15 protein-coding genes and 1 pseudogene are annotated in these 13,353 nt (G+C 49.0%); 3 read left to right on the forward strand and 13 right to left on the reverse strand.

Annotated features, from left to right (window positions below; genetic code table 11):
* Positions 1 to 2 precede the first annotated feature (2 nt).
* The 12 genes from RTW80_RS01885 to RTW80_RS01940 form a co-directional block, all read right to left on the reverse strand.
* Entirely contained in the window at positions 3 to 821 is an 819-nt protein-coding gene (locus tag RTW80_RS01885; RefSeq protein ID WP_312718249.1) for a glycine-rich domain-containing protein, read from the reverse strand.
* A 224-nt stretch (positions 822 to 1,045) separates the two neighbouring features.
* Positions 1,046 to 1,363 (reverse strand): hypothetical protein, encoded by a 318-nt coding sequence (locus RTW80_RS01890; protein ID WP_021518678.1) that lies wholly within the window; start codon positions 1,361 to 1,363, stop codon positions 1,046 to 1,048.
* Positions 1,363 to 1,602, reverse strand: coding sequence for a hypothetical protein (locus RTW80_RS01895; RefSeq protein ID WP_021543273.1), 240 nt, complete (start codon positions 1,600 to 1,602; stop codon positions 1,363 to 1,365). Before RTW80_RS01895 ends, RTW80_RS01890 begins: the two co-directional genes overlap by 1 nt.
* Positions 1,603 to 1,708: 106 nt before the next feature.
* On the reverse strand, positions 1,709 to 1,903 hold the full coding sequence (locus RTW80_RS01900) for a hypothetical protein (protein ID WP_021543321.1): 195 nt from the start codon (positions 1,901 to 1,903) through the stop codon (positions 1,709 to 1,711).
* 9 nt (positions 1,904 to 1,912) lie between these two features.
* Complete coding sequence (locus RTW80_RS01905) at positions 1,913 to 2,665, reverse strand: hypothetical protein (protein WP_074523317.1); 753 nt, start codon at positions 2,663 to 2,665, stop codon at positions 1,913 to 1,915.
* Between the two features lie 11 nt (positions 2,666 to 2,676).
* Entirely contained in the window at positions 2,677 to 5,220 is a 2,544-nt protein-coding gene (locus RTW80_RS01910; RefSeq protein WP_312718255.1) for a hypothetical protein, read from the reverse strand.
* A 301-nt stretch (positions 5,221 to 5,521) separates the two neighbouring features.
* Positions 5,522 to 6,226: a hypothetical protein gene (locus RTW80_RS01915; RefSeq protein ID WP_053274351.1), complete on the reverse strand. Its 705-nt coding sequence runs from the start codon at positions 6,224 to 6,226 to the stop codon at positions 5,522 to 5,524.
* A gap of 1 nt (position 6,227) precedes the next feature.
* Complete coding sequence (locus tag RTW80_RS01920; RefSeq protein WP_021518673.1) at positions 6,228 to 7,646, reverse strand: ubiquitin-activating E1 FCCH domain-containing protein; 1,419 nt, start codon at positions 7,644 to 7,646, stop codon at positions 6,228 to 6,230.
* The gene (locus tag RTW80_RS01925) at positions 7,643 to 7,975 is read right to left on the reverse strand and encodes a hypothetical protein (protein ID WP_001352219.1); all 333 of its coding nucleotides are present in this window, start codon (positions 7,973 to 7,975) and stop codon (positions 7,643 to 7,645) included. The genes RTW80_RS01920 and RTW80_RS01925 overlap by 4 nt, the downstream gene beginning before the upstream one ends.
* On the reverse strand, positions 7,972 to 8,688 hold the full coding sequence (locus RTW80_RS01930; protein WP_059334153.1) for a hypothetical protein: 717 nt from the start codon (positions 8,686 to 8,688) through the stop codon (positions 7,972 to 7,974). Before RTW80_RS01930 ends, RTW80_RS01925 begins: the two co-directional genes overlap by 4 nt.
* Positions 8,685 to 9,722: a hypothetical protein gene (locus tag RTW80_RS01935; protein ID WP_032082995.1), complete on the reverse strand. Its 1,038-nt coding sequence runs from the start codon at positions 9,720 to 9,722 to the stop codon at positions 8,685 to 8,687. The genes RTW80_RS01930 and RTW80_RS01935 overlap by 4 nt, the downstream gene beginning before the upstream one ends.
* On the reverse strand, positions 9,719 to 9,997 hold the full coding sequence (locus RTW80_RS01940; RefSeq protein WP_025269765.1) for a hypothetical protein: 279 nt from the start codon (positions 9,995 to 9,997) through the stop codon (positions 9,719 to 9,721). Before RTW80_RS01940 ends, RTW80_RS01935 begins: the two co-directional genes overlap by 4 nt.
* A gap of 213 nt (positions 9,998 to 10,210) precedes the next feature.
* Between RTW80_RS01940 and RTW80_RS01945 the strand changes: the two are divergent.
* The 3 genes and pseudogenes from RTW80_RS01945 to torI form a co-directional block, all read left to right on the forward strand.
* Positions 10,211 to 10,684, forward strand: a pseudogene (locus tag RTW80_RS01945) (DUF551 domain-containing protein); the annotation flags it as partial.
* A 174-nt stretch (positions 10,685 to 10,858) separates the two neighbouring features.
* Positions 10,859 to 11,203, forward strand: a complete 345-nt coding sequence (locus RTW80_RS01950; RefSeq protein ID WP_059338120.1) for a hypothetical protein — start codon at positions 10,859 to 10,861, stop codon at positions 11,201 to 11,203.
* 125 nt (positions 11,204 to 11,328) lie between these two features.
* On the forward strand, positions 11,329 to 11,529 hold the full coding sequence (gene torI, locus RTW80_RS01955) for a response regulator inhibitor TorI (RefSeq protein WP_001163428.1): 201 nt from the start codon (positions 11,329 to 11,331) through the stop codon (positions 11,527 to 11,529).
* Between the two features lie 529 nt (positions 11,530 to 12,058).
* Here torI and RTW80_RS01960 read toward each other — a convergent pair.
* Positions 12,059 to 13,306 carry an oligosaccharide MFS transporter gene (locus RTW80_RS01960; RefSeq protein ID WP_001197023.1) on the reverse strand — a complete coding sequence of 416 codons (1,248 nt, stop codon included), beginning with the start codon at positions 13,304 to 13,306 and terminating at the stop codon, positions 12,059 to 12,061.
* Positions 13,307 to 13,353: the final 47 nt, after the last annotated feature.

Here is a 13,353-nt window from a genome sequence, read left to right on the forward strand (position 1 = left end):
CATTACGCGAATTCTTCCACGATCGCCATGCCAGTAGCACCATCACCACCGGTAAATGCCGTACCGGTAAACCCAAGGTCATACGCGCCACCACCACCGGATCCGGGAGCTGCGCCAGCAATACCGGCCTGAGAACCCGCCCGGCCACCGCCGCCAAAATACGACGCCCCGCCGTTGCCCGTCAGAAGGCTTGAGCCTGTCTGTCCATCTGAGCCGGTACCACCGTTGATCCTGATATCTCCGGTCGCCGCCGTACCTCCGGCGCCGCCGGCGGTATTGGACACGCCTGACTTCACGCCGCCTTTCCCGCCAGGAGCTGAGAACAGGCTGGCAAACGAGGTAGCACCACCATCCGCACCACTTACTGCGCCAACTCCGCCCTTACCACCCTTGCCGACAGTAATCGCATAAGAACTGGCAGCAGACAGGTCAACCCATACGATAATGGTCGCGCCCGCGCCGCCGCCAGCACCGGAGAAGGTTTCTGTATTGTTGGAGGCCTGGCAGCCGCCACCGCCGCCACCGGCACCGGTCAACGTTACTTTTGCATAACGGGCCAGAGGAGATCGCGTATAGGTTCCGTTTGCATAGAAAGCTTTTGGAGTGCCAAGTGAACGCCCGACAAAACCAGAGGAATCAGATATTCCGAGGTTATAACGGGCTTCATTTATCGCATCCTCACCGGCATCTTTAATTTCTGACAGGTTATTGCTGATCTGCAGGAACGACAACAATGATCCGGCGGTCATTAAATTCGCGACAATGTCATTCGTTGACCATACGCGTGCCGTAGTTCCTTCCTGACCACGAATTACTGTCATCACGTCACCGGATACAGACGTGACGTGCATAATTTCAGAAATTGTTTTCGTGGCCGCGTCGGTTATCGTTAATTTGAAATAACTCTGCCCAGATACAGGGGATGGGAATAAAGACCCAGCTCCAGTACCCACGGTAATAACGGTAGCGGACGCGCTAATACCCGCAGCGAGAACACTCTTTGCGTTATTATTGGCTAATAGCTTCAGCGCCATATATACCCCAGTTAAATAATAGAATTATCGGAACGAACATCGCAGATAGTAAACGTCACGACGCCGATGACAGTAACATCGTCCAGGGCTTCGCCCTCGATCGCTTCACCATCTTCAGTAATCAGTGACTTTCCTCTCAGCGTGGCAAGCTCCGTCCCGCCGCCGTGCTGGATAAGAACCTGACTACCCTGCTTTGGCTTCAGGGAGATATCCAGCACAACGTAACCGCCAGATCGCTCGAAAACTAGCGTGTTTGGGCCGACATTGCAGATCGAGTTAACAGACAACCTTTGCTCAACGTAGTCCGTCGCTGGTGAAGGGAATCCCATTAGATCACCCTCCCCATGTTGGCCATCATCCACAAACGGTTTTCGCTATGGTCGGTGGTTTTGTCGACAAAGTACGTCTGCTCTCTAGATATCCACGCATTAGCCTCTGCGTCGGTAAAGTGCAGCCCAAGCCTGCGCAGCGCTGACACAAAATCCTTTGTGTGCAGGTACTGGTAGCCTTTGGAGTTGCGCAATACCGACTCGCGGAATGCCTGATTGATGTCTGACTGACGGTGCATGATCTGCCCTCCGATAAACACTGTTTTTATATACAGTAGTTTTATGAGGAGAGAAGATCAATATAGCCCATGGCTATCAATGCACGCTTCTGTGCTAACGTTTTGATTATTCAGCAGACCATGAATTAACTGTGACAGCATCAGGTATTCCACCACCGAATTTCATATTTATTGCATTCAGCTCAGCCATCACAGCCTCTTTTATCGCTGCATCATTTCCTTCTGATTCAACAGCAAGCGTTCCTGAATAAATTACCTGACCGTTTTTTGTCGCCTGATAATCCGCAATATAGCCAGCCATATGCACTCCTTAAATGTTTTTGCCTTTCAGCTGATAATAATTTTTGTAATAGGTGTAAATAGTTGCCATTTCAGCATCCGTTATTGCCCTGGATACAATCAGGCATGCCCGCATGAAGATAGTGGCAGTCGTGGCTCCCTCGACAGAACCGCCCAGCAGAATTTTTGACGAAGGTACAGCATAAGGAGTCGTCGCTGCGGTGCGGGTTGCTGACTGTGATGTGCGTGGCAGATCAAGCTTAGTCAGCATTGATCCGCTACCGTTGTCTCGCACAAACCGACTGACTGCCATTTCGCCATCAATTACGGCAGTAGACGGGATAAGGTCGGCCTGTTGTGCTGCACCTGCTGCAGTCAACCATTTAGCTCTCCACGCTGTATCCGTAGTTTGTGTACCACGAGTACGCTGTGGCGCGTTCATCTGCACCCGGCCCACAACAGCACCAATTACCCCTGGATGGACAGCTATTGTCACCATTGTCAGATCGCTGCCGTTATATGCTGCTATGTCGATGTTTGTATCCAGGTGGTTAGCCTCAGTGAGACTGACTCCATAATCACCAAGAACAGGTGAGCCAACAACAGACATGGCAGCGCCTACCCGGTTTCTGGTTAAGGACGCCGAATCGTTTACATCAAAATCAGCCTGTAGAATGATTCCCGGGATTAGCGATGGAAGTTGCGTTATATCATTGGGAAATGGATATTTCTTCAGATATCTGGTGGCAACTATTCCGGTATTTTGATAAACCAGTGTACTCATATTTGATAGTCCTATAACGAAAATGAGAAAACAGCGAGGTCGTTATAAAGAGGCAGGCCTGATAGTGACGTCCCTGTTTGGGAATCTCTGATACACCCGCGTGAACCAGTTACAGGACCGGGGTTTTGTCCGGCAATCCCCTGGCTTGCGTAAGATATCGCTGTCGCAGTGGTCGAATCGGTCTTGGTGATAACTATTTTTGCTGCTGTTCCGCTGCCGCTGACGGCTACCGAAGCAATGGTGGCCCCGGTCAGGACAAAGCCGTAGTTGCCTGGATCGGTAACCCTCGAGGTGTCAATCACGAGATCACCAACACAACCCGCCACTGGAATAGTGATTGTGGTTCCGGACTGCACAACACCAGACTCTATTGGCACAAGCGAGGATTTTGTATTGTCATTCAGCCACCCACCGACAACCGAGCCAATAACCTCGCCTTCAGTCCGATATCCAGCACTGGTCAGATGCTCCCCGTCAGAATACGGGCGGGCATATTGTGCGCTGGCGAGATGAATTAACGCATTATCACGGGCTTCCTGGTATTGCGCGATACCGATGTTATTGGTTCTCGTAGTGCCAGCAGTACCGCCGTAGGGGATTATGTTGGATAGCTGGCCGACAAACATGTGAAGCGACTGGCTTTCTCCTGTTGCCGCGTTAATGACAGACTCGTACTGAGCACGGAGAGTCTCCATTGCGGCACGATAACTGGATATTGATGTCCCGGCAGCCGCATTCTGGTTTCCGTGGATGAGCACCATTACGGGAACATACTGCATGCCCAGATTCTCAGCCATGTCCACAGCTGCCTGAATCATTTTCGTTGCACCGGTAAAAGTCGCTGTTCCAGATGAAATGTCTGCAATTGCAGTACCTGATGAGCACGCATCGGAAACCAGCACAGTGTCCCCGGTAAGCTCATGAATTTTAAAAGCCATACCGCTTGATGGCGACTCCTGACCAGGCCGCGTTCCAACATTCTCCCGGCATGGGATAACGGTTCCAAGTAGCGACTCATTCAAAGTATCATACTTAAAATCGACTTTCGGGCCGGTACCAAAAGCCAGTATGCCGTAATCTGCCTGCGCTGAAGTCGTCACAGGGCTTTGTGCCTGCGTTGAGCCGCCAGCAGCAAGAGACTGCCCGGTTATAATCACATGAATAAGGTAGCGTAATGACTCACGCGCGCGATAATTCCCGTCATAAGTCGATCTATAAGTTAGGAAGCTACCACTAATGTTGGAAAGAAAACGAAGAAATTTAGCGAATGCTACAGGAGCAATATTTGAGACCCCGGTGTCGTTCGTGATCTGAGTTACATTGCTACCATCCACCGCAATGATATTCCCATCAACTGAAGCAACCATGGGGAACTCAGAGGCGTCTCCGCCGCTCGAACCTGACATAGCATCTTCGATAGAGCCGTCCGGATATTCAACTTTGTAAACTTTACCTTCTGCATCCATCCATGCTTTTGTATACCCGTCAAAAAATGTTTCATCACTAATCCATGTCTTTTGCTCGCCAAATGTAACAACCCCTGATGTAGAAATGCTAAATATAAGGGTACCCTCACCCCTCAACTGACATAGAATGCCGCCACCATCATCTGTCACAAATTCAATTTTGTCCCCAAGCAATAACGCAGCGAGATTCGTGGTTCCGTCGCTGAGTATTTCGCTTGTCGACTTTCCTTCTTTATCAACCCATGCCCATGCTGTATCAGGATATCCGCTAATGTTTGTGGATGCTCCAGTGGACATTATCCTGGATACTTGCTGTGAAATTAAGAGCTCAACATATTCCTTTGAAATAATAGAGCGGCCTGTCTTCCCAAGCACTCCATTGTTATTAATATATTCATCAGCGGTGATAAAGTTCTCGTTTGCAATCCAGCATGATGATCCCGTCTTAATATTACCAGCGTCTGCATCAGCCTGCGCCGCCGCCAGCGTAGGGAATTCGCGAATTGTCCCAGTTACAGCAGCTGTACCTGGCTGCTTAGCCTGTAACACAGCCACGCCAGCATTGTTTTGATACTGCCATGCAGCAGAAAGCGCATCAGGCCCCTGGGCTACCCAGAACGACTGGCCGTCAGTAGTTGCTGCCAGCCCTGCAATGGTCCCATCAGGATCACTGGCAGTTTTATAGAATGTGTATTTGTTCTTTGCGTATTCAGAGGCGTTATTAGCAGCCTCAATTGCCTGATCTGCTGATGCAGCTGCCTGCTGGGCATATTGAGCGATAATGTTCAGCGTATCCGCCGTCATCATGTTGGCAACCATGTCGTTGGCCGCCCACGCACGCGCCAGCGTTCCTTCTTGCGCACGTTCAATCGTGAAGATGTCTCCGGCCTTAGCTGTCACGTTCACGATCTCAACCTGTGAGCCGGTGGCGGCATCGGTGAGAGTGAGCTTAAAGTAACTCTCGCCTGCCACAGCATCAGGGAACTCGGCACCAGTTCCAGCGCTAACGATCAGCGACGTGTCGGTTGCGCTGATAGCAGAAGCCAGCGTGCTTTCTGCGTTGTTTGTAGCCAAAAGGGTTAGTGCCATGTATCCTCCGGGATTAGGCAATAAAAAAACCGCAAGCGCGGCCTTTTAAATGGTGAATATTATGAATAATGCTTCTATTGCTATTTTAAAAATACTTTTAGGAACTCTATCTACTTTATTAATACTCCTTTCGTGCGCCTTGCTTATTATTTTATTTGGATTTCTTTTTCAGCAAGGAATGCCGCCAATAGATATGATAAAAATGTCATCCATTTTGTTTTTATCAATAGTTGTGCTGTATATAATTTGTCAGAGCGTTAAATCACATCTGTATATAACAATAGATAATCGAGATAAAAACCTAATCAAATATCTCAACCGTGACTGACTGGTAAAACGGCATGTGCAGCAGGCCGCTATCCATGGCCTGCTTGAAAAAAATGGCGAACTCGAAATCCTCAGTGATCACAAAGGCCGTGTCCTTCTGGTTGTACTTCCTGGAGTTATAGGCCGATGCATTGTAGATAGCGCTCCGCGTGAACATGCGGCGCCCTTTATAGATGGAAATCACGATACCGCCATCCACAAACTGGATCGAGATACTCCATCGCTGGTCGTTGAGAATGTCGGTGCCATTCACTCCCAAAAGGAACCGCAGAATACGCCGCTTTATCCATGGGATAGAGAAATAGAAGCCGTCACCTTTGTAAAAATTCCAGGTCATGATCCGCTTAAAAAGGTCATCAGAGACAACAACCTGGTTTGACTGGTCAATCACCCGGTACTCATTGAATGCCAGCTGGTTAAATTCGAAGGTGTTATATGGGCCTATCTCCTGCTGATCGCTGCTGGAAATCACCGGCGGCAAAACGCCATAGATGCCATGGGCAATCCACCGGAGCTGATCTCCGGTGTTGTAGTCACCGATGAAAATCGGCAGGTTGGCATTAACCATCCAGTCATAAATGCCCTGCGCCATCGAGTTATACGCAGTAAAAAACGCCCGCAGATTTTCATCGTCGTTGTATTGCGTATACATATACGACCGGATGATATCGTCCAGCATGCTACGCCCCTGTTACGATCACGCCATCCGACGCGATATAAAAATAACTGAACTTATCGCCGCTGATGATATTCGTCCCGGCATCCGGTGGTGTTATCACACCATTGATGGTGACCACGACGTTTAAAGTGCTGATCAGCCCCATGTCGATTGTCGAGTTAATCGCCTGTAAGAATGCGTCTTTCAGGTTGTTAACGTTCAGCGGTTTCCCGGCGAATATGCCGTTCACATACTGAATCGTAGGCGCCGAGACCAGAGAGGCGACCGTGGCATCTGTCAGGTAGTTAACACTTTCTGTCCCCCACTGATACGTCACAGTGACCCGCTGCAGCAATGGCGTCACGAACGGGATCACGTAGTTATCAGGCCAGTCATTCACCGTCACGGTATTGTTTCTGACGTTCGGTGTCACCTCGCCGCCGCCTCCCCAGGTCCCGGATGACGTGGTGTCAATCCCGATGGAAAACGTGTGAGGAGACAGTACCGTCACGGTCAGAGGGACGTCATTAATACCCGTCATCCCGGTAACGCCAGTGATCCGGATAACCTGGCCGTCAGTGTAACCATGAGTCAGGTCTGTGCTGACGACACCAGGATTTGCATTCGTGATCCCCGTTACGTTCAGTGAACACCCTTTCAGCCGGCTGATATCCCCCGCAGACTTATAGAGCGCGCCAGCAATATCGTAAATATCACCGCCGGCACACATGACTATCCATTTATCCCCGTCCTGAATGACAGAAACCAGGCGCGCCTGCACGTTATCAAGGCTGGTGAGATATTGCCGGATAAATCCAGGATATCCCTGAACGGTGGCCATCTGCGCCTGCCATACGCGATCACGAAACTGATAGTTCGTTTCCGGGTCAGCACCCGGAGTGCCGGCGATCGGGTTGGTGCAGGTGATGGTGACGTCAGACGGTAGACTGGATATGATCTGGTTAACCGTATTTACCGGCACCGCCCAGGTCCCGGTCTCCGTTCCCTCGCATGATACGCTGGCAGATACTCCAGACGACGAGATAATCGTCGCATCACTGACTGAATAGGTATAGGTCCCATCAGAAACAATAAACCCCTGTGGGATAACAAATCCCGCGGGGCCGGAAAACTGAACCGGGACTGTTGTTGTGCCAGCCGTTTTCTGCCCAGGAATACCAGCCTGCTGTGCGAGAAGCTCCAGCATGGCCAGGTTAGCCTTTAGTGGCCCCACCGAGTTAATCAGGTCAACCCTTGCTTGATCACAAACGATGAGCGCGCCGACATCGGTACTGGCCACGTCCTCAATCAGAGATCCAGGCAAATCAGTTGTGAGTCCCGGAGATAGCGCAATTGCCTGAGAAACGAGCTGTGCTCGTAGCTCTTCCGGCGTCAGAGGAACCGGGCCTGCTGACGTATAGCTGACTGGTAAATCGCTCATACGGCCACCTGTGTAATTATTTTTGAACCTGCATTTGTGATTGCCGAGATGTTATAAACAGGCGGGTCGTCGCTGATCAGCGCAATCTGCAGCGAGGAAAAATACTGGCTGAACTGTTTCTGAATACGGTTTACGTAATACGTCGGCAGGATTTGCTGGATCACCGACCCGGCGGCCGGGATTCCGTTGTTCGCATAAAATGGCGACTCCTGCGGCGCCAGTTTCAGATTCTGGATCAGGGTCGTCAAATACACCGAGTCATTAAACCCATATTCGTCGGTTTCCACCAGGACCCACTTCCCCTCAGAGTTTCGGCCATAGGTTCTCACTCGGTGATACTCCCGTTATACGTTGAAGTCGGCCCCCCGGTATCATTTCCATCGTTGCCGTTTGAATGCTCATGGCTGTTAAGCCAGGCCAGAAGCGACTGCCATCCGGCGTGCATGATTGCCGGGCTGGTACTGGCCACTGAATCCTGCAGATGCCCTGCCTCTCCTGAAAGGCTCCATTTGCTACCGGTCAGTGAAAAAACTGTCCCGCCAACGGTGACGGTGAAGCTGTCAGGTGTGGAAATAGCGATGCTGTCAGGCTTCAGGAGAAACGTCGTGTTGTTGCCGCTGTCGCGCAGCGTTACACCCTCCGGACCGTATACCGTCACCACCTGTCCGTCGACACCCTGCCACTCGGTATTACTGATCGGCAAAAAAACGAGGGCGCTTAAGTTTGCTGGCGGAGTCATATCTGCAATGCCGCCTCCCTGACCGCTAACCCCGCCAATGTAAGTATCTGCGGGGATAACAATCCCCTTATCTCCCGGCTGCATAGGGTAACGAATATATTGAGGGCCAAATAAGGGGATAGTCACTTGCGGCAAAACATATGGGATATCCCTTAGCTCGAAGGAGACGGTGATCATATTCCCAGTTTGCTTAACCACGCTCGCCGGAAGAACTTTCCCTGATTTTTGAAGCGCATTTTCAATCTTTCTTTCAGTAAACCTGTTCATGCTTGAGGCAAAATTAAGCTTGTTGTCGATGCTCATGCACTACCTGCCTTAATGAAAGGGGAAGCCTCAATAATTGTTACCCATGCCTCTGCCGTTGGTTGCCTGCTATTCCCTAACAGGCGAACGGAGTTCACAATAAAGTCGCCAGTAAAGGCAGAGTCTTCTCGATACTGAGAATACGAAGAGGCCTGTATCAACGGAGTGCTTTTTTTAGGCATCAGGATGTGATCGCCAACCTGAATATCACCGCGCATTACGCACGCCATGCTGATTGTGTTAAATGCCACCCATGTCGGCTGCCCTATCAAATCCTTGAAATCTATTTGGGTTGGGCTGTTGCTTCTGGCTACGGCGCTGGAAACAGAAGTCTTATCCGGGTGGTTATCATAATCGTTATCCCATACCCGGATCTCATTACCATTCACTATTGCGATCTCTACACCAGAGTACCCGCTATCGCGAATTCTGGAACGTGAAAAAGCATTAAGGTCCTTGGCCAGGGTGACAATGTCATCACAAAACAGCCCCCGGTAATGATTAAGGATTAGCCGGTCGCTTATGTTGATATTGAACGTATACCCTCTGATGTTCATAAAACACTGCGTGAGGGCTACAGAAAGCTTCTGCCCCTCCTTCCAGTCAAAGGTTAAAGGAAGGGGTACGGGTTTGTTATTTGGCACGTTCTGGACAGGACCAACCACGATTATGAAGTCAAGTCGTAACTCAATACCCTGCCAGTTACCAAAGACCTGATTTATCACGCCATCCAATACCAGTTTTGGTGCGGTAACCTTGCCAGCCAATGGCAGCCCGTCTTTCATCCCAAGGAATATTTTAATTTTTTTGCCAAAAAAATTCTGGCGAGCCTGCTGCATTTCTTTTGGGCCAATACCCCAGATGGTCAGGTGAGTTTCGCCCTGGGGAGTCGATTCACCGTACCTGAGGATATCAAACTCAATCATCAGGGCGCCGGGGTTGTAAACTCCGTTCTTATGGCTACTGTATTTTATCGTTCTTTCCGGAGAGGCACCTTCAGCAGGAATGGTTATCTCAATATCATAATATCTCATGAACTGTTTACCTCAATCAGTCCATTCTGTTCGCGCCAGTACATGGAGGACGAATTAAACACTCCGGAGATAATATTTATTCCACCGTTAAGCTCGGAGCCAACGAGCGGGGTATTTAGAATGGTATTCCCAGAGCCATCTGTAATGAGGACATACCACCTCAGCCCGGCAATGTTCCATTTAACCTGGCAGTTATAGACGGTACCATCAAGGATCGGTGTAAATGTCATGCTTTGACGATCATTGCCGGTAAACGGATAATTCTGGGTTGTCATGGCCCTACCCCCAACTTACCCAATAGGCCGGTTATTGCTTCCGATACAGAGCTCCCGAGAGGCGTGTTGCCAAGAGCATTGGCGGTATTAGTCCAGGATGGGTCGGTTACCATATCCCCGGCGCCAATCTTGTTTAAAAAATTGTTCACGGCCTGCTCTGCACCATTATCGGTTATCAGTGGCTGCTCGAAATCCCATATCCATGAACGCTGTGGTAAGGGCGTTGAGTATGCCTGCCACGCTGCCATGCTTCAGGGTAGCCAACCTGTAAGCCAAACTTACAAGTTTCCAGTTAATACACCTTGCCAGGATGCGCCAGCCCATATCTGGCTGCAAACAGCTGGAGTATGGCCAGAAGATGGCGAGTTAAGCGAATTAACGTGGTGCAGCCACAATCAGCACCATGATGACACGCTATATGTTCGAGCTGACTTGGTAAATGGCAATTCTCCGGTAACTCCGGATGGTTGGATAAGCTGTAGTGAGCGAATGCCGGATACCAAAACAGCCGTTCTTGTTGCCGTGGAGTTTGACAGGAAAGGTGACTGGCGAATGAAATGGGCTACTTACATCCCCGGGCATCCTGACGCTAATAATGGGTGGATAATTCCTGGTGCGTCGTGGAAACCGTCACACTGGATGCCGCTACCAGAACCGCCGCAGGGAGTGAATGATGCCGCCAGTTAAAGTTGTGATTATCACTTTGGTGATAATAGTGATTGCGAGAATCATGTCTGGTGAAATTGGGTGGATATGGTAATGGCTAAGGCAGCAGCAGAGCGCAACTAACAATCCTCGCACTCGCGGGGATTTCTTTTATCTGAACTCGCTACGGCGGGTTTTGTTTTATGGAGATAAGAAATGTCAGATTTGGCTATGAAGGTTTTGAAATGGCAATCGACTGGCGATGTTGGCATCAGTAGCGCAACTCTTGCCTCAATCGCATGTGGACTGAAAAAGAATATCTATGGTCATCACTTCGGCGCTCCACATGACGCAGCAGACTTCCGGCGATGCGTTGCACTTGTTGAGCAGATTCCAGAAATCAGAGATTCATTCGACAAGGTTGCAAAGCGCGTTCCGGCATTCAAAGGCATCATCAACGAATGGGATTCCCTCGTTGCTCTGTTGAAGTCTGAAATGAAGATACACGGAAACAAAGCACCAGAGACTTACAGAAGAATTAGCGAGTTACGCAAGGACTAATCACAGCCTCACACTCGATGAGGCCAGTTCATTTCTCAAGATATCCAGACATACCATCGCCGCATCAATGCGGTTTTTTTATTGCCTGATTTGCAGGTTCGATTCCCTATTCGGAGATAGCACTCATGCAACACGAACTACAGCCTGATTCACTGGTTGATTTGAAATTCATCATGGCCGATACTGGCTTCGGTAAAACCTTCATCTACGACCGGATTAAGTCCGGCGACCTGCCAAAAGCCAAAGTTATCCACGGGCGAGCAAGATGGTTATATCGTGACCATTGTGAATTCAAAAATAAGCTCTTAAGCCGCGCCAATGGGTAAAATAGCGGGTAAAATATTTTTCACATCTAAAAAACACCATTCCAATCAATCCCCTGCTGCTTCAAGTAGATGTCTGCAGGGGACACCAGATACCCTTCAAACGAAATCTACCTTCACCCCGTAAAAGATGGGTTTGGCAGCACACTTGCCTTATATCTACTCATTTTTACTGCAACAGGTTGAAATCTCAGCACTGTCAGAAAGCGCTGATGACTAAACAGCCCTGGGCCGGGCGATGTAACCATCACACAGAATCCTGATAGCGAAATATGGCGTGACTCGATACTTCACTCCGCAATGCATTCCTTGATGAATTCGCAGGACCGTGATACACGGGACAGGTCACTGAATGACGACAATGTCCTGGAAATCAGCGAACCGCGCATCTGAAGTACATTTGAGCGACTGTACCAGAACATGAATGAGGCGTTTGGATTAGGCGATTATTAGCAGGGCTAAGCATTTTACTATTATTATTTTCCGGTTGAGGGATATAGAGCTATCGACAACAACCGGAAAAAGTTTACGTCTATATTGCTGAAGGTACAGGCGTTTCCATAACTATTTGCTCGCGTTTTTTACTCAAGAAGAAAATGCCAAATAGCAACATCAGGCAGACAATACCCGAAATTGCGAAGAAAACTGTCTGGTAGCCTGCGTGGTCAAAGAGTATCCCAGTCGGCGTTGAAAGCAGCACAATCCCAAGCGAACTGGCAATTTGAAAACCAATCAGAAAGATCGTCGACGACAGGCGCTTATCAAAGTTTGCCACGCTGTATTTGAAGACGGATATGACACAAAGTGGAACCTCAATGGCATGTAACAACTTCACTAATGAAATAATCCAGGGGTTAACGAACAGCGCGCAGGAAAGGATACGCAACGCCATAATCACAACTCCGATAAGTAATGCATTTTTTGGCCCTACCCGATTCACAAAGAAAGGAATAATCGCCATGCACAGCGCTTCGAGTACCACCTGGAATGAGTTGAGATAACCATACAGGCGCGTTCCTACATCGTGTGATTCGAATAAACCTGCATAAAAGACAGGAAAAAGTTGTTGATCAAAAATGTTATAGAAAGACCACGTCCCCACAATAAATATGACGAAAACCCAGAAGTTTCGATCCTTGAAAACTGCGATAAAATCCTCTTTTTTTACCCCTCCCGCATCTGCCGCTACGCACTGGTGATCCTTATCTTTAAAACGCATGTTGATCATCATAAATACAGCGCCAAATAGCGAGACCAACCAGAAGTTGATATGGGGACTGATACTAAAAAATATGCCGGCAAAGAACGCGCCAATAGCATAGCCAAAAGATCCCCAGGCGCGCGCTGTTCCATATTCGAAATGAAAATTTCGCGCCATTTTTTCGGTGAAGCTATCAAGCAAACCGCATCCCGCCAGATACCCCAAGCCAAAAAATAGCGCCCCCAGAATTAGACCTACAGAAAAATTGCTTTGCAGTAACGGTTCATAAACGTAAATCATAAACGGTCCGGTCAAGACCAGGATGAAACTCATACACCAGATGAGCGGTTTCTTCAGACCGAGTTTATCCTGAACGATGCCGTAGAACATCATAAATAGAATGCTGGTAAACTGGTTGACCGAATAAAGTGTACCTAATTCCGTCCCTGTCAACCCTAGATGTCCTTTCAGCCAAATAGCGTATAACGACCACCACAGCGACCAGGAAATAAAAAAGAGAAATGAGTAACTGGATGCAAAACGATAGTACGCATTTCTGAATGGAATATTCAGTGCCATAATTACCTGCCTGTCGTTAAAAAATTCACGTCCTATTTAGAGATAAG

The sequence above is a fragment of the Escherichia sp. AM3 genome (genome assembly GCF_032029835.1).
Taxonomy (GTDB): Bacteria; Pseudomonadota; Gammaproteobacteria; order Enterobacterales; family Enterobacteriaceae; genus Escherichia; species Escherichia coli.

Coding starts and splice junctions, on each gene's coding strand:
- RTW80_RS01885 (WP_312718249.1), bottom strand. CDS start 821: ATGACAGTAATTCGTGGTCAGGAAGGAACTACGGCACGCGTATGGTCA.
- RTW80_RS01890 (WP_021518678.1), bottom strand. CDS start 1,363: ATGGGATTCCCTTCACCAGCGACGGACTACGTTGAGCAAAGGTTGTCT.
- RTW80_RS01895 (WP_021543273.1), bottom strand. CDS start 1,602: ATGCACCGTCAGTCAGACATCAATCAGGCATTCCGCGAGTCGGTATTG.
- RTW80_RS01900 (WP_021543321.1), bottom strand. CDS start 1,903: ATGGCTGGCTATATTGCGGATTATCAGGCGACAAAAAACGGTCAGGTA.
- RTW80_RS01905 (WP_074523317.1), bottom strand. CDS start 2,665: ATGAGTACACTGGTTTATCAAAATACCGGAATAGTTGCCACCAGATAT.
- RTW80_RS01910 (WP_312718255.1), bottom strand. CDS start 5,220: ATGGCACTAACCCTTTTGGCTACAAACAACGCAGAAAGCACGCTGGCT.
- RTW80_RS01915 (WP_053274351.1), bottom strand. CDS start 6,226: ATGCTGGACGATATCATCCGGTCGTATATGTATACGCAATACAACGAC.
- RTW80_RS01920 (WP_021518673.1), bottom strand. CDS start 7,646: ATGAGCGATTTACCAGTCAGCTATACGTCAGCAGGCCCGGTTCCTCTG.
- RTW80_RS01930 (WP_059334153.1), bottom strand. CDS start 8,688: ATGAGCATCGACAACAAGCTTAATTTTGCCTCAAGCATGAACAGGTTT.
- RTW80_RS01935 (WP_032082995.1), bottom strand. CDS start 9,722: ATGAGATATTATGATATTGAGATAACCATTCCTGCTGAAGGTGCCTCT.
- RTW80_RS01940 (WP_025269765.1), bottom strand. CDS start 9,997: ATGACAACCCAGAATTATCCGTTTACCGGCAATGATCGTCAAAGCATG.
- RTW80_RS01950 (WP_059338120.1), top strand. CDS start 10,859: ATGTCAGATTTGGCTATGAAGGTTTTGAAATGGCAATCGACTGGCGAT.
- torI (WP_001163428.1), top strand. CDS start 11,329: ATGCAACACGAACTACAGCCTGATTCACTGGTTGATTTGAAATTCATC.
- RTW80_RS01960 (WP_001197023.1), bottom strand. CDS start 13,306: ATGGCACTGAATATTCCATTCAGAAATGCGTACTATCGTTTTGCATCC.